This is a genomic window from Pseudomonas sp. RtIB026 (assembly GCF_016861355.2).
In the GTDB taxonomy this organism is placed as follows: domain Bacteria; phylum Pseudomonadota; class Gammaproteobacteria; order Pseudomonadales; family Pseudomonadaceae; genus Aquipseudomonas; species Aquipseudomonas peradeniyensis.
In genome coordinates, this window is the sequence record NZ_AP023348.2 from 3,137,736 (window position 1) to 3,155,839 (window position 18,104).

At 69.1% G+C, this 18,104-nt stretch carries 1 protein-coding gene (only partly in view); it reads left to right on the top strand.

Features of this window, described 5'->3' with window-relative positions:
- Positions 1–18,104, top strand: partial view of a non-ribosomal peptide synthase/polyketide synthase gene (locus tag PRtIB026_RS14110; RefSeq protein ID WP_267812209.1) — the 5' portion only. Its footprint extends 7,348 nt past the window's final position; only the first 18,104 of its 25,452 coding nucleotides appear in the window; its start codon is at positions 1–3; its stop codon lies off the right edge, out of view.

Below are 18,104 nucleotides of genomic sequence, written 5' to 3' on the forward strand. Positions count from 1 at the left end.
ATGCTCTTCAACGAACTCATGGCAGCGCTCTCCACCCGTGCGATCCGACTCCAGCGCGAGGAGGCCGACCTGATCGTCGAAGGCGATGAAGACACCCTCGATGACGCCCTGTGGGATGCATTGGCGGCCCACAAGCCGGCACTGCTGGAGATGCTCGCCGGCCTGGATCATGGCTGGTTGAGCCCGGCGTTGCGCATCACCCCCGACATGCTGCCCCTGGCCGGCCTCGACCAGGCGGCCATCGACCGCATCGTCGCCACCTTGCCCGGCGGCGCGGCCAACCTGCAGGACATCTACCCGCTGGCACCGCTGCAGGAGGGCATGCTCTACCACCACCTCACGGCGGCCGAGGGCGACCCCTACGTGTTGCAGGCGCAGTTGCGCTTTGCCAGCCCTGTACGCCTGCAGGCGTTCGCCGAGGCCCTCGACTGGGTGATCCAGCGCCACGACATCCTGCGCACGGCGCTGGCCTGGGAATACCTCGACCAGCCGCTGCAGGTGGTGTGGCGCAAGGCGCCGCTGGTCTGCGAGGCCGTCGAGCTGAACGACGACGGGGATGCGCTGGGACAGTTGCGCGAGCGCTTCGACACCCACCGCTATCGCATGGACCTGGGCCAGGCGCCGCTGTTGCGCCTGGTGCATGCCCAGGCCCGCGACGGCGAGGTTCTGGCCTTGCTGCTGTTCCATCACACCGTCATGGATCACACCGGGCTGGATATCGTACGCCGCGAGATCCAGGCCTACCTGGCGGGTGAGGGCGAGCGACTGCCGGCCCCGGTGCCGTTCCGCGACCTGCTGGCCAGAAGTCGGCAGGCCCAGGATGAACAGGCCCATGAGGCCTTCTTCGGCGCCATGCTCGCCGATATCGACGAGCCGACCCTGGCCTTTGGCGTCCAGGAGGTGGCCGGCCAGGCCATGGAGGAAGCCAGGCTGACCCTGGCTTCCGGCTTCAGCCAGCGCCTACGGGCCCAGGCCAGGCTGCTCGGGGTGAGCCCGGCCAGCATCATGCACCTGGGGCTGGCGCGCCTGCTGGGGGCGTTGTCTGGACGTGAGTCGGTGGTGTTCGGCAGTGTGCTGCTCGGGCGCATGGCGGCGGGTGAGGGCGCTGAACAGGCCCTGGGGATGTTCATCAACACCTTGCCGCTGCGCGTCGACCTGCGCGGGCAGGGCGTGCGTGAGGCGCTGTTGGTCACCCATCGGCAACTGACGGCGTTGCTCGGCCATGAGCAGGCGCCCCTGGCCCTGGCCCAGCGCTGCAGCGGCGTGCTGGCACCGACGCCGCTGTTCAACAGCATGCTCAACTACCGCCACAGTGCCGCGGGCGATGCGGCCGAGGTGATCGCGGTGGCGCCGGGCATCGATGTGGTGGGGGCCGAGGAACGCACCAACTACCCTTTGAGCCTGGCCGTCGACGACCTGGGCGAGGACCTGCGCCTGACGGTCCAGGCGCTCGCCGAGTGGGGCGCCGAGCGCGTATGCGGGCAGTTGCGGCAAGTCTTCGAAGGGCTGGTGGAGGCGCTCGAGCAGCAGCCCGAGCGGCCTTTGCTGGACCTGCCGGTGCTGACGGTCGAGGAACGCCATCACCTGCTGGTGGACTGCAATGACACGGCGGTCGACCATGACCTGGACCTGCCGCTGCACGCCCTGTTCGAACACCAGGCGCAGGCGCGCCCCAGCGCCGTTGCGCTGGAGGCCGATGGCGAGCGACTGAGCTATCGCCAACTCGACGAGCAGGCCAACCGCCTGGCCCATCACCTGATCGAACTTGGGGTAAAACCTGACGACCGGGTGGCGATCTGCATCGAGCGCGGCGTGTCGATGGTGGTCGGCCTGCTGGCCATCCTCAAGGCGGGTGGCGCCTACGTGCCGCTCGATCCGGGTTACCCGGCCGGGCGCATCCGTCATATGCTCGAAGACAGCGCGCCGCTGGCGGTGCTGGTCCACAGCGCTACCCGCGAGGTAGCGGGCGAGGTGGCGGTACCGCAGGTCGACCTCGACCAGCCGACCTGGGAAGCCTTGCCGGCCACCCGCCCACGGGTGGCCGGGCTCACCCCACGGCACCTGGCCTATGTGATCTACACCTCTGGCTCCACCGGCACGCCCAAGGGGGTGATGGTCGAGCACCGCAGCGTGGTCAACCTGGTGCGCTGGGCCGCCGGGCTGTGCCCGACCAGCGCTGACGGCGCGCTGCTGCACAAGACGCCGATCAGTTTCGACGCCTCGGTGTGGGAGCTGTTCTGGCCGCTGGGCAGCGGGTTGCGCCTGGTGCTGGCGCGAGCGGACGGCCAGCGCGACGCGGATTATGTCGCACGGGAGATCATCGAACGGCAGGTCAGCGTGGTGCAGTTCGTGCCGGCGCTGTTGCAGCAGTTCGTCGAGCAGGCGCGCAGCGCGCAGTGCACGAGCCTGACCGATATCGTTTGCGGTGGCGGCGAGCTGACCGAGTCCCTGGCGCGCCAGGTGCGCGAGCGACTGCCGCAGGTGCGCCTGCACAACGTCTACGGACCCACCGAAACCACGGTCGACTGCACCGTCTTCACCCTGGAGCCCGGACAACCTGTGCCCCACGGCGCGCTGCCGATCGGCCGACCCATCGACAATACCCGCCTGTACGTCCTCGACGACGCCGATCAGCCACTGCCGTGGGGCGTGGCCGGGCACTTGCACATCGGTGGCGCGGGGGTGGCGCGGGGCTATCTGGGGCTGGCCGGGCAGCAGGCCGAGCGCTTTATCGACAGTCCGTTCGTAGAGGGCGAGCGCCTGTACCGCAGCGGTGACCTGGTGCGTCAGCGCGCGGACGGGAACTTGGCGTTCATTGGCCGTAACGACCATCAGGTCAAGCTGCGCGGCCTGCGTATCGAGCCGGGCGAGATCGAGGCCTGCCTGAACCGTCTGCCTGGCGTGCGCGAGGCGCTGGTGCTGGTTCACCAGCACCCGCACAGCGGCCCACGCCTGGTGGCCTACCACAGCGGTCAGGCCCAGGTCGCGCAAGAGCTGCGTGAGCATCTGCTGGGGCAATTGCCCGAGTACATGGTGCCGGCACTGTTCATCCACCTTGAGGCCATGCCGTTGACACCGAACGGCAAGGTCGACCGCAAGGCCCTGCCGGCGCCCGAGGCACCGACGCGGCAGTACCAGGCACCCGAGGGGCCGGTCGAGACCGCCCTGGCGGCGATCTGGACTGACCTGCTCGGGGTCGAGGCGGTAGGCCGAGACGACAACTTCTTCGAGTTGGGCGGTCACTCGCTGCTGGCGGTGCGTCTGGTCGAACGCATGCGCCAGCAGGCGCTGCAAGCCGATGTGCGGGTGCTGTTCAGCCAGCCTACCCTGGCAGCGCTGGCCGCATCGGTGGGCGGGCATGCGGCCGTCGCCGTGCCGGCCAACCGCATCCCCGCCGATTGCACGCGGATCACCCCGGATATGCTGCCCCTGGCCAGCCTCGACCAGGACGCCATCGATGCGCTGGTGCGGCAGATCCCCGGTGGCCTGGCCAATGTCCAGGATATCTACGGCCTGGCGCCGTTGCAGCAGGGCATCCTCTACCATCACCTGGCCAGTGAAGGCGCCGACCCCTATGTGGTGCAGGCGCGTTTCGCCTTTGCCGGGCAAGCCGAGCTGGATGCGTTCGTCGCGGCACTGAACCAGGTCATCGTCCGTCACGACATCCTGCGCACCAGCCTGCACTGGAAGGGCCTCGACGAGGCGGTGCAGGTGGTCTGGCGCGAGGCGCCGCTGGTGCCAAGCCCGGCGCTGGAGACACTGCGGCTCGATCTGGGGCAGGCGCCACTGTTGCGCCTGAGCAGCCAGGTCCAGGCCGGGCGCCTGGAGGCGACCCTGCTGCTGCACCATATCCTCCTCGACCACACTGCCGTGGAGCAGCTGGTGGCCGAGATCGGTACCTTGCTGCAAGGGCAGACGGCGCTGCCGGACAGCGTGCCGTACCGCAACTATGTAGCCCAGGCGCGCCTGGGCGCCGATCCGCGGGCCGACGAGGCGCTGTTCCGCGAGCTGCTGGGCGATATCGACGCGCCGACCGAGGTGTTCGGATTGCGTGAGGCCGAGGTTGATACTCGCCAGGTCGGTGAAACCCGTCAGTCGTTGGAACCGGAACTGGGCGCACGCCTGCGTGGCCAGGCGAGGACGCTGGGGATCAGCGTGGCCAGCCTGGTGCACCAGGCCTGGGGCCAGGTGCTGGCGCAGTTGTCTGGCCGCGAGGAAGTGGTATTCGGCACCGTGCTGCTCGGTCGCCTGCAGGGCGGCGAGGGCGCCGACCGGGCGCTGGGCATGTTCATCAATACCTTGCCGCTGAGGGTCAGCGTGGGGGCTGCGGGCGTCGCCGATGGCGTGCGTCTGACCCATCAACGCCTGGCACGCCTGCTGGCCCACGAACAGGCGTCCCTGGCCCTGGCCCAGCGTTGCAGTGGCGTGCCGGCGTCCCAGGCGCTGTTCACCAGCTTGTTGAACTATCGCCACAGTGCCGGCCAACCCGCCCAGGGGCCGGCTTGGGCCGGGATCGAGCTGCTGACCGCGCAGGAACGCAGCAATTATCCGCTGGTGGTCAGCGTCGACGATTACGGTAATGACTTCAGGTTGACGGTGCAGGTCGTGGCGCCAGTGGACGGTGGCCGGGTCTGCCAGCTGCTGCGCATGGCGCTGCTGCAACTGGTCACGGCGCTGGAACAGGCGCCGATGAGCGCCTTGCACAGCCTGCATCGCTTGCCGGAGGCGGAGCGTGAGCGCGTGGTGCAGCAGTTCAACGGCACGGCACGGGACTACCCGCGTGACCTGGCCGTGCACCGGTTGTTCGAAGCCCAGGCCGTGAATTCACCGGATGCACTGGCGGCAGTCCATGGTCAGCGTCGATGGACTTTTGCCCAGCTTGAGTCCCAGGCCAATCGTCTGGCCTATTACCTGCTTGAACAGGGCGTTCGGGCCGGTGACCGCGTGGCCTTGCTGCTGCCTCGCTCGTTCGATCTGCTGGCGGCCCAGCTGGCCGTGAGCAAGTGCGCGGCGGTGTTCGTGCCGCTGGACGGTAATGCGCCCGTCGAGCGTCAGGCGTTCATGGTGGCCGACAGCCAGGCGCGGTTGCTGCTGACCCACAGCGACCAGCCGCAAGTGGAGGGGGCGCGCCGGGTCGAACTCGACCGCCTCGACCTGAGCGGCTACGCGGATGCGCCGTTGGGCCTGGCGGTGGACGCCGGCAGCGCGGCGTACATCATGTACACCTCTGGCTCCACCGGTACACCGAAAGGCGTGCAGGTCCCGCACCGGGCCATCGTGCGCTTGGTGATCAACAACGGTTTCGCCGATTTCAACAGCCAGGACCGGGTGGCCTTCGCCTCCAACCCAGCGTTCGACGCCAGCACCTTGGAAGTCTGGGCGCCACTGCTCAACGGCGGCGCGGTGGTGGTGGTCGACCAGGACACGGTGCTGTCGCGCCAGGGCCTGCGCGAAGTCCTGCTGGAGCAGGGCGTCACCGTGCTGTGGCTCACCGCCGGCCTGTTCCACCAGTTTGCCGACGATTTGCTGCCGGCGTTCCGTGGCCTGCGCTACCTGATGGTCGGTGGCGATGTGCTGGACCCGACGGTGATTACCCGGGTACTGCGCGAAGGCGCGCCGCAACACCTGCTCAATGGCTACGGCCCGACCGAGGCCACCACCTTCAGCACCACCCACGACATCACCGAGGTGGGCGAGGGCAGCATCCCGATTGGCAAGCCGATCGGCAACAGCCGCTGCTATGTGCTCGATGCTCGCCAGCAATTGCTGCCGGTGGGAGTGGTGGGCGAGTTGTATATCGCCGGTGACGGCGTGGCCCTGGGCTACCTGGGCCAGCCGGAGCTGACCGCTGAGCGCTTCCTGCCCGATCCGTTCAACGGCGGCACGATGTACCGCAGCGGCGACCTGGTGAGCTGGCAGGCCGACGGTACCCTGCGTTACCTGGGACGCGCCGACCAGCAGGTCAAGCTGCGGGGCTTCCGTATCGAGCTGGGCGAGATCGAGGCACGCCTGGGCGAGTGCCCGGGTGTACGCGATGCCGCCGTGATCGTGCGCGAGGATGTGCCGGGCGATAAGCGCCTGGTGGCGTACTTCACCGGCCAGGCGCCGACCATCGGCGAGCTGCATGAGCGTCTGCAAGGCGTGCTGCCGGACTACATGCTGCCGTCGGCTTACGTGCGCCTGGACGCGCTGCCGCTGACTGCCAACGGCAAGCTCGACCGCCGTGCCTTGCCGCAGCCGGGCAGCGACGCGTTGGTCAGCCGTGCCTTCGAGGCGCCGCAAGGTGAGATCGAAACCGCGCTGGCCGCGATCTGGGCCGAGGTGCTCAAGGTCGAACAAATCGGCCGCCATGACCACTTCTTCGAGCTGGGCGGCCACTCGCTGCTGGCGGTGAGCCTGATCGAGCGCATGCGCAAGGCCGGGCTGGATGCCGACGTGCGCGTGCTGTTTGCCCAGCCGACCCTGGCCGCGCTGGCGGCCGCGGTGGGCTCCGGACGTGAAGTGGCAGTGCCCGAGAACCGTGTGCCGCAAGGCGCGACGCAGATCACGCCGGACATGCTCAGCCTGATCGAGCTGGACCAGGGCAGCATCGACCGTATCGTCGCCAGCGTGCCGGGTGGCGCGGGCAACGTGCAGGAAATCTACCCGCTGGCGCCCTTGCAGGAAGGCATTCTCTATCACCACCTCAGTGCCGAGCAGGGCGACCCGTACCTTTTGCAGTCACGCCTGGCCTTCGACAGCATCGAGCGTTTGCGGGCCTGGGCTGCGGCCTTGCAACAGGTCATCGACCGCCACGACATCCTGCGCACCTCGGTGGTCTGGGAGGGGTTGGGCGAGCCAGTGCAGGTGGTCTGGCGCGAGGCCCGCCTGGCGGTCAGCGAAGTCACCGGGCTGGGCGAAAAGGCAGTAATCGAGCAACTGCAGGCCCGTTTCGATGCCCGCCAGCAACGCCTGGACCTGACCCGGGCGCCCTTGCTGCGCCTGGTCTATGCCGAGGATCCGCGCCAGGGCGAGTGGGTAGCCCTGTTGCAGTTCCACCACCTGACCCTCGACCACGCCGCCATGGCCGTGGTCGGCGAGGAGATGCAGGCGCTGCTGGACGGGCGTGGTGTCACGCTGCCTGCGGCGGTGCCGTATCGCAATTATGTTGCCCAGGTCTGCCTGGGCGACGATCAGGCTGGCCACGAGGCGTTCTTCCGCGCGCAACTGGGTGATATCGACGAGCCGACCCTGCCGTATGGCCTGGCCGATGTGCAGGGCGATGGCGGGCGCGTCGAACATGCTGCCCTGATGTTGCCGGCCACCCTGGCCCATGGTCTGCGCGAGCAGGCGCGGCAGCGCGGCGTCAGCGCCGCCAGCCTGGTGCACCTGGCCTGGGCCCGTGTGGTGGGCGTGCTGGCGGGGCGTCGCGACGTGGTGTTTGGCACCGTGCTGATGGGCCGCCTGCAAGCGGGCGAGGGCGCCGATCGGGCGCTGGGCATGTTCATCAACACTCTGCCATTGCGGGTGGACACCGCGTTGCCGGTTGACCAGGCGCTGCGTGTCACCCACCAGCGGCTGTCGGCCCTGCTCGGTCACGAGCACGCGCCCTTGGCGCTGGCCCAGCGTTGCAGTGGCGTCGCCGCTTCTGCGCCATTGTTCAGCGCTTTGCTCAACTACCGCCACAGCGCCGAGGGCGTCGCCCGCGATGGCGAAGGCATCTGGCAGGGCGTGCGCCTGCTGGGGGGGGAGGAGCGCAGCAACTACCCGCTGACCCTGAGCGTCGACGACCTGGGCGAGGGCTTCAGCCTGAGCGTGCTGGCCGCCGAAGGGCTGCCGGCGGCGCAGATCGGCGGCTGGATGGTAAACACCCTCGGCCAGCTGTTGCAGGCTCTGGAACAGAGCCCGGGGCAAATGCTGGATGACCTGCCGATGTTGGATGACGACGCATCGCGTCAGGTGCTGGAGGACTTCAACGCCACAGCCGAGGCCTATCCGCAAGGGCAGACCGTGCACGCGCTGGTCGAGGCTCAATCGCCCGAAGCATTGGCCGTTGTACAGGGTGAGCTGAGTCTGAGCTACGGCGAACTCAACGAGCGTGCCAACCGCCTGGCTCATCATCTGATCGAGCGTGGCGTGGTCCTGGGCGACCGCGTGGCGCTATGTCTGGAACGTGGCCCGCAACGGTTGGTGGCGATGCTGGCCGTGCTCAAGGCCGGGGCGGCGTATGTGCCGATCGATCCGGGTTATCCGGCGCAGCGGATTGCCTATCTGCTCAGCGACAGTGCTCCGGCGTTGGTGCTGGTCGAATCGGCCACCGAAGCGTTGGTCGGCGATGCAGCCAAAGTCATGCTGGATGGCGATGACTGGCTCGGCCACGCGGCCAGCAACCCTGTGGTTGCAGGGCTGGACCAGAATCAGCTGGCCTATGTGATCTACACCTCCGGTTCCACCGGCCAGCCCAAGGGGGTGATGGTCGAGCACCGCACCCTGGCCAACCTGATCCACTGGCATTGCCAGGCCTTCGAGTTGGGCGAGGGCAGCCACACCTCCAGCGTCGCCGGCTTCGGCTTCGATGCCATGGCCTGGGAAGCCTGGCCGGCACTGAGCACCGGGGCGGTGCTGCACCTGCCGCCGGCGTCCATCGGCGGCGAGCATGTCGATGAACTGCTGGATTGGTGGCTGGAGCAGCCGCTACAGGTCAGCTTCCTGCCGACGCCGGTCGCCGAGCAGGCGCTGCGTCGCGAACGCCAGCACCCGACCCTGCGCACGCTGCTGGTCGGCGGTGATCGCCTGCGCCAGTTCGACCGCGATCCGGGCTTCGCGCTGGTCAACAACTATGGCCCGACCGAGAGCACCGTGGTGGCGACGTCGGGGCAACTGCAACCGGGCGGTGCGCTGCATATCGGCAAGCCGACCGCCAACACCCGCGTCTATGTGCTGGACGAGCAGCGTCAGCCCGTGCCGGTGGGAGTGACCGGCGAGCTGTACATCGGCGGCGCTCAGGTCGCCAGAGGCTACCTCAACCGGCCTGAACTGACCGCCGAGCGCTTCCTCGACGATCCGTTCAACGGCGGGCGGATGTACCGCACGGGCGATCTGGTGCGCTGGAATGCCGATGGCACGCTGGACTACCAGGGTCGCAATGACGACCAGGTGAAGATCCGTGGCGTGCGGGTCGAGTTGGGCGAGATCGAAGCCGCGCTGAAGGCGCAGCCGGGTATCGCGGATGCCGTGGTGCTGGTGCGTGACGAGCGTCTGCTGGCCTGGTTCACCGAAACCGCCATGGTCGATCTAGACATCTTGCGCCAAGGCTTGCAAACCAGCCTTCCGGGCCATTTGATACCGCAAGCCTTTATCCGCCTGGACGAGTTGCCACTGACCAGCCACGGCAAGCTGGACCGCAAGGCCTTGCCGGAACCGGCCATGCTCACCGGCCAGGCCTACGCCATGCCGCAAGGCCCCGTGGAAACCACCATCGCGGCACTCTGGGCCGAGGTGCTGGGCGTTGCGCAGGTCGGTCGCCACGACAACTTCTTCGAACTGGGCGGTCACTCGCTGCTGGCGGTGAGCCTCACCGCGCGCCTGCGCCAGGCCGGTTTGCAGGCTGACGTGCGCACGTTGTTCGGCCAGCCGACCGTGGCGGCACTGGCGGCGACCCTGGGCCACGGCCGCCAGGTCGAGGTCCCGGCCAACCGGATCCCCTTCGGCTGCACCCATATCACTCCGGACATGCTGCCACTGGTGGACCTTGACCCTGCTGCCATCGAACGCATTGTCGCCACGGTGCCAGGCGGCGCGGCCAACGTGCAGGATATCTACCCGCTGGCGCCGTTGCAGGAGGGCATCCTCTACCACCACCTCAGCTCGCCGGAGCACGATCCCTATGTGCTGCAGTCGCGCATGGCGTTCGACAGCCCGGCGCGCCTGGAGGCGTTCGCCAAGGCCTTGCGCCAGGCCATCAGCCGTCACGACGTGCTGCGCACCGCCGTGCTCTGGGAAGGCCTGGAGCAACCGCTGCAGGTGGTCTGGCGCGAGGCGCCACTGCTGGTCGCGCCGCTCGACGGCCACGACCTGCAACGCCTCGACCTGGCCCGGGCGCCGCTGATCCGCCTGCTGTATTGCGATGAGGCCGGCAGCCAGCGCATCGAGGCACTGCTGCAGTTCCACCATATCGTTCTCGACCACACCGCCCTGGAGATCATCGGCGCGCAGCTGCTCGGCTACCTGCAGGGCAGCGCCGTGCCAGTGCAGGCCCCGGTGCCTTACCGCAACTACGTGGCCCAGGCGCGCCTGGGCGTCAGCCAGGCCGAGCATGAGACGTTCTTCCGCGCCCAGCTGGGCGATATCGACGAGCCGACGCTGCCCTACGGCCTGAGTGATGTGCAGGGCGACGGCCAGGCCATCGAGGAAGCCCACCTCTGGCTGGACCAGACCCTGGCCGCGCGTTTGCGGCAACAGGCCCGGCAGCTGGGCACCAGCCCCGCCAGCTTGTTCCACCTGGCCTTCGCCCGCCTGCTGGCTGCCGTCAGCGGCACCGACCGGGTGGTGTTCGGCACCGTGCTGCTGGGCCGCCTGGAAGCCGGCGAGGGCGCCGAGCGGGCCTTGGGCATGTTCATCAATACCTTGCCGCTGCGCCTGGACCTTGCAGGCATCGACCTGCAGGACGCCGTGCGTCAGACCCAGCAGCGCCTGAGCGCCTTGCTGGTGCACGAGCATGCGTCGCTGGCCCTGGCCCAGCGTTGCAGTGGCGTGCCGGCCCCGGCGCCGCTGTTCAGCGCCATGCTCAACTACCGCCATGGCCAGGCGGCGAGCGAGGCCCGGCGCCTGGAATGGCAGGGCATCGAGTTCCTCGATGGCCAGGAGCGCAGCAACTACCCGCTGAGCCTGAGCGTGGACGACATGGGGGAAGACTTCCGCCTAGTGGCAATGACCCCGGCGAGCGTCGGCGCCCAGCGGGTCTGCGGGCAGTTGCGGCAGGTGCTGCAGGGCATGGTGGAAGGTCTGGAGGCTCAGCCACGGCAAGCGCTGCTGGCGCTGCCGGTATTGCCGGACGATGAGCGTGAGCATCTGTTGCAGACCTGCAACGCCACGGCCCAGGCCGGCAATCTCGAACAGCCTGTCCAGGCGTTGTTCGAGCAGCAGGTGGCGCGCGATCCCGAGGCGATCGCCGTGCAGTCTGACGACGGACAACTCAGCTATCGCCAGCTCAACGCCGAGGCCAATCGCCTGGCCCACCACCTGATCGCACTGGGCGTGCGGCCCGACGACCGGGTGGCAATCTGTGTCGAGCGCGGCCTGCCGCTGGTGGTCGGCCTGCTGGCGATCCTCAAGGCCGGCGGTGCCTATGTGCCGCTGGACCCGGACTACCCGGCAGAACGTATCGGCCACATGCTCGCCGACAGTCAGCCGCGAGCGCTGCTGGTGCAACAAGGCACGCGGACGCTGGTCGGCGAAGCGGCGGTGCCGCAGGTCGATCTCGATCAACCGTGCTGGGCCGAGCAACCGGACAGCGACCCACGGGTACCTGGGCTGAACGGCGCGCACCTGGCCTATGTGATCTACACTTCAGGTTCCACCGGCCTGCCCAAGGGGGTGATGGTCGAGCACCGCAACCTGGCCAACCTGGTGCACTGGAGTGCCCGCCGGTTCCCGGCCGGCGGCGCAGTGTTGCACAAGACCCCGGTGAGCTTCGACGCCTCGGTGTGGGAGCTGTTCTGGCCGTTGTGCAGCGGGCTGCGCCTGGTGCTGGCCAAGCCGGATGGCCAGCGCGACCCGCAGTACCTGGCCGGGCTGATTCGCCAGCAGCAGGTCGGCGTGGTGCAATTCGTGCCCGCGCTGTTGCAGCAGTTCCTCGACCAGGACGACAGTGCCGCCTGCGCCAGCCTCAGCGATATCGTCTGCGGCGGTGGCGAGCTGACCGAGGTCCTGGCCCGGCAGGTTCGCCAGCGCCTGCCGCAGGTGCGCCTGCACAACGTCTACGGCCCCACCGAGACCACGGTCGACTGCAGCGCCTGGACCCTGGAGCCCGGACAGCCGATTCCACCCGGCGCGTTGCCGATCGGCCAACCCATCGACAACACCCGTCTGTACGTCCTCGATGCCCACGACCAGCCGGTACCCTGGGGCGTCGCCGGCCAGCTGCATATCGGCGGCGCCGGGGTGGCGCGTGGCTACCTGGGGTTGCCGGAGCAACAGGCCGAACGCTTCATCGCCAGCCCGTTCGTCGAGGGTGAGCGCCTGTACCGCAGCGGCGATCGGGTACGTCAGGCCGCCGACGGCAGCCTGACGTTCCTTGGTCGTACCGACCACCAGATCAAGCTGCGCGGCCTGCGCATCGAACCGGGCGAGATCGAGGCCTGCCTGAACCGCGTGGCCGGCGTGCGCGAGGCCCTGGTGCTGGTCCACCGGCATCCACACGGCGGTGATCGCCTGGTCGCCTACCACCGCGGCGAGCCGCAGCCTGCCGACGCGCTGCGCCAGGCATTGCTGGCGCGGTTGCCGGAGTACATGGTGCCGGCGCTGTTCGTCCACCTCGACAGCTGGCCGCTGACCCCCAATGGCAAGCTCGACCGCCAGGCGCTACCGCTGCCGGACGTGCAGGCGCGCCAGTACGAGGTGCCACAAGGCGAGACCGAGGTGCTGCTGGCCGAGATCTGGTCGCAACTGCTGGGCGTGGAGCGGGTAGGGCGGCACGACAACTTCTTCGAACTGGGCGGTCACTCGCTGCTGGCCGTGACCCTCACCGCGCGCCTGCGCCAGGCCGGCCTGCAGGTGGATGTACGCACCCTGTTCGGCCAGCCGAGCGTGGCCGCGCTGGCGGCTACCCTGGGCCAGGGCGGCGCGGTGGTGGTGCCGGCCAACCGGATTCCGGCGGGCTGCACCCTTATCACCCCGGACATGCTGCCGCTGGTCGACCTGGAACCGGCCGCCATTGAGCGCATCGTCGCCGCGGTGCCGGGCGGTGCGACCAATGTTCAGGATATCTACCCCCTGGCGCCGTTGCAGGAGGGCATCCTCTATCTGCACCTCAGCGCCGTGGGCGTCGATCCCTACGCCCTGCGGGCACGGCTGCGCTTCGACAGCCCGGCGCGGCTGCGGGTGTTCGCACAGGCCCTGGAACAGGTCATCGCCCGGCACGACATCCTGCGTACCGCAGTGCTCTGGGATGGCCTGCCGCAGCCGGTACAGGTGGTCTGGCGCCAGGCGCCGCTGCAACTGGCGCCGCTCGACGATGCCCACCTGGCGCGTCTGGACCTTGGCCAGGCGCCACTGATCCGCCTGCTGCACCGCACCGAGCCGGGTAGCCAGCGGGTCGAGGCGGTGCTGCAGTTCCACCATATCGTGCTCGACCATATCGCCATGCAGGCGGTGCAGGCCGAACTGCGCGGCTACCTGCTGGGGCAGACCGAGCCGTTGTCGGCCTCGGTGCCGTACCGCAACTATGTGGCACAGGCGCGCCTGGGCGTCAGCGAAGCCGAGCACGAGGCGTTCTTCCGCGCCCGCCTGGGTGGTATCGACGAGCCAAGCCTGCCGTTCGGCCTGCGCGAGGTGCAGGGCGAAGGTCAGGCCCTCGATGAGGCCGAGGTGGAATTCGACGGCCTTCGCTATGGTCGCCTGCGCGACCAGGCCCGCCAACTGGGCGTGAGTGCCGCAAGCCTGGTGCACCTGGCCTGGGCGCGTCTGCTGGCGGTGGCCTGCGGCAAGGACTGCGTGGTCTTCGGCACCGTGCTGCTGGGCCGCCTGCAGGGCGGCGAGGGCAGCGAGCGGGCCCTGGGCATGTTCATCAACACCCTGCCGTTGCGGGTCGAGCTGGATGGGCTGGGCGTGCGCGACGGCGTGCTGGCCACCCACCGCGAGCTGTCGGCGCTGCTGGTCCACGAGCACGCCTCGCTGGCCCTGGCCCAGCGCTGCAGCCAGGTGGCCGCGCCGCTGCCGCTGTTCAGCGCCATGCTCAACTACCGGCAGAGCACCCGCGCCGCGCCGCAGCCACAGGCCTGGGAGGGGATCGAGACCCTGGGCAGCGAAGGGCGTACCAACTACCCGCTGAGCCTCAACGTCGATGACTTCGGCGATGGCCTGCGCCTGGGCGTGCAGGTGTCGGCCCAGGTGGGCGCGCAGCGCATCTGCGCACAGATGCTGCAGGTGCTCGATGGCCTGCTGCTGGCGCTTGAGCAGCATCCGCAGCAGGCGCTGAACCGCTTGCCGGTGCTGAGTGCCGAGGAGCGGCGCCAGGTGCTGGTCGAGTTCAACGACACGGCGGTGGCGTACGACCTGGAGCAGACCCTGCACGGCATGATCGAGGCTCAGGTTCGACGCACCCCGACCGCTGTGGCGGTGAGGGCGGAGGAAGGCGAGCTGACCTATCGCCAGCTCGACGAGCAGGCCAACCGCCTGGCCCATCACCTGATTGCGCTGGGGGTAAAACCCGACGCGCGCGTGGCGCTCTGCCTCGAGCGCGGCCTGTCGATGGTGGTCGGCCTGCTGGCCATCCTCAAGGCCGGTGGCGCCTACGTGCCGGTCGACCCGGACTACCCGGCCGAGCGCATCCGCCACATGCTCGATGACAGCGCGCCGCTGGCGGTGCTGGTGCACGGTGCCACCCGCGACGTGCCGCAGGCGAGCCCGGCGACGCTGATCGACCTCGACCGACCGACCTGGCAGGCACAGCCGGCGCATGCCCCACAGGTGCCCGGGCTGACCCCGCGCCACCTGGCCTATGTGATCTACACCTCCGGCTCCACCGGCCTGCCCAAGGGCGTGATGAACGAGCACGCCGGGGTGGTCAACCGCCTGCTGTGGATGCAGGACGCCTACCAACTGGGGGCTGGTGACGTGGTGCTGCAGAAGACCCCGTTCAGCTTCGACGTGTCGGTGTGGGAGTTCCTCTGGCCGCTGCAGACCGGCGCCCGCCTGGTGATGGCGCGCCCCGGCGGACACCGCGACCCCGAGTACCTGCGCGCGGTCATCCGTGAAGAGCAGGTCAGCACCTTGCACTTCGTGCCGTCGATGCTTGATGTGTTCCTCGCCCATGGCGAAGTCCTGGCGCACCAGCTCAAGCGCGTGCTGTGCAGCGGCGAAGCCTTGCCCGGCAGCCTGGTACGGCGTTTCCATGCACAACTGCCGACGGTCGAGCTGCACAACCTGTACGGTCCGACCGAGGCGGCGGTGGATGTCAGTGCCTGGCACTGCGTGACGGCACCGGACAGCACGCCGATCGGCAAGCCGATCGCCAATACCGCGCTGTACGTGCTGGACGCCCAGGGCCAGCCGGTACCGGTGGGTGTGGCCGGCGAGCTGTATATCGGTGGCATGCAGGTGGCCCGCGGCTATCTCAACCGCGAGCAACTGACCGCTGAACGCTTCCTCGATGATCCGTTCTCGCTCAGGGCCGGTGGCCGGATGTACCGCACCGGCGACCTGGCCCGCTACCTGGCCGATGGCAACCTGGAATACCTCGGGCGCAACGACGATCAGGTGAAGATTCGTGGCCTGCGCATCGAACTGGGCGAGATCCAGGCCTGCCTGACCCGTATCGAAGGGGTCAAGGAGGCGGTGGTGCTGGCCCGCGAGCAGCGCCTGGTGGCGTACTACACCGGCGCCCGGCAGGCGCCGGACACGCTGCGCCCTGCGCTGCTGGGCCAGTTGCCGGAGTTCATGGTGCCGGCTTCGTTCACCCACCTCGACGCGCTGCCGCTGAGCCCCAACGGCAAGCTCGATCGCAAGGCGCTGCCGCAGCCGGAAACCACGCAGCAGGCCTATGAGGCGCCGCAAGGCGAAGTCGAGACCCTGCTGGCGCAGCTGTGGAGCGAACTGCTGGGTGTGGCTAAGGTCGGTCGCCATGACAACTTCTTCGAGCTCGGCGGCCACTCGCTGCTGGCCGTGACCCTGACCGCGCGCATGCGCCAGGCCGGCCTGGCGGCGGATGTACGGGTACTGTTCGGCCAGCCGAGCCTGGCCGCGCTGGCGGCGGCGGTGGGCGGCGAGGCGACGCTGGAAGTGCCGGCCAACCGTATCCCGGCGGGCTGCACACGCATCACCCCCGACATGTTGCCGCTGGCGCGCCTGGAACAGGCCGCGCTCGACAGCCTGGTGCAGAGGATTCCCGGCGGTGCGGCCAATATCCAGGACCTGTACGCCCTGGCGCCGTTGCAGCAGGGCATTCTCTACCACCACCTGGCCAGTGCCGAGGTCGACCCCTACGTACTGCAACTGAAGTTCGCCTTTGCCGGCGAGGCCGAGCTGGAAGCCTTCGTCGCGGCGCTGAACCAGGTCATCGCCCGCCACGACATCCTGCGCACCAGCGTGCACTGGCAGGGGCTCGAGGAAGCGGTGCAGGTGGTCTGGCGCGAGGCGCGCCTGGACCTTGAGCCGGCACTGGACAGCCCGCGCCTGGACCTGGGCCGCGCACCGTTGATGCACCTGAGCAGCCATGTGCAACAGGGCCGCTTGCAGGCGACCCTGCTGCTGCACCATATCCTCCTCGACCACGCCGCCATGGAACTGCTGGTGGCCGAGGTCGGCGATGCGCTGCTGGGGCGCATGCCCGAGGGCGACAGCGTGCCGTACCGCAACTATGTGGCCCAGGCGCGCCTGCGTGACGACAGCCAGGCGCAGGAGGCGCTGTTTCGCGAACTGCTGGGCGATATTGACGAGCCGACCGAAGTGTTCGGCCTGCGCGGGGCGCTGGGCGATGGCAGCCACGTGCTCGACCACCGTGAGCGCCTGGACGAGCCACTGGCCCTGCGCCTGCGTCAGCAGGCACGGTTGCTGGGCATCAGCGTCGCCAGCCTGGTGCACCAGGCCTGGGGGCAGGTGCTGGCGCAGCTGTCCGGCCGCGAGGACGTGGTGTTCGGCACCGTGCTGCTCGGCCGCCTGCAGGGCGGCGAGGGCGCCGAGCGGGCGCTGGGCATGTTCATCAACACCTTGCCGTTGCGGGTCAGTGTGGGGGAGATGGATGTGGTCGACGGCGTGCGCCTGACTCACCAGCGCCTGGCGCGCCTGCTGGCCCACGAGCAGGCCTCCCTGGCCCTGGCCCAGCGCTGCAGCGGCGTGCCGGCCTCCCAGGCGCTGTTCACCAGCCTGCTCAACTACCGCCATAGCGCGGTCTCCGGGGCGCAGCGCGCACAGGCCTGGCAGGGCATCGAACTGCTGGCCGCCCATGAGCGCAGCAACTACCCGCTGGTGGTCAGCGTCGACGATTTGGGTGACGGTTTCATCCTGACCGTGCAGGCGGTGCCGCAAGTGGATGGGGTACTGGTCTGCCAGCTGCTGCAGACGGCCCTGGCGCGGTTGGCCGATACCCTGGCGGACACGCCGGCGGCGCCGTTGAACCGTATCAACGCCTTGCCGGACGTCGAGCGCGAGCGCGTGGCGCGGCAGTTCAACGCGACCCGTCGCGACTATCCCCGCGACCTGCCCGTGCATGCCCTGTTCGAGGCGCAGGCCATGGCCAGCCCGGATGCACTGGCGGTGGCCCATGGCACGCGGCGCTGGAGCTACCAGGCGCTCGACCGGCAGGCCAGCCGGCTGGCCGGGTACCTGCTGGAGCAGGGGGTACAGGCGGGTGACCGCGTGGCCTTGCTGTTGCCTCGCTCGTTCGATCTGCTGGCGGCCCAGCTGGCCGTGAGCAAGTGCGCGGCGGTGTTCGTGCCGCTGGACGGCAATGCGCCGGTCGAGCGTCAGGCGTTCATGGTGGCCGACAGCCAGGCGCGGTTGGTGCTGACCCACAGCGACCAGCCCCAGGTGGACGGCGCACGCCGAGTCGAACTCGACCGCCTCGACCTGAGCGGTTATGCCGATGCGCCGTTGGGCCTGGCGGTGGACGCCGGCAGCGCGGCGTACATCATGTACACCTCCGGCTCCACCGGCACGCCGAAGGGCGTGCAGGTGCCGCACCGGGCCATCGTGCGCCTGGTGATCAACAACGGCTTTGCCGATTTCAACCGCCAGGACCGCGTGGCCTTTGCTTCCAACCCGGCGTTCGACGCCAGCACCCTGGAAGTCTGGGCGCCACTGCTCAACGGCGGCGCGGTGGTGGTGGTCGACCAGGACACGGTGCTGTCGCGCCAGGGCCTGCGCGAAGTCCTGCTGGAGCAGGGCGTCACCGTGCTGTGGCTCACCGC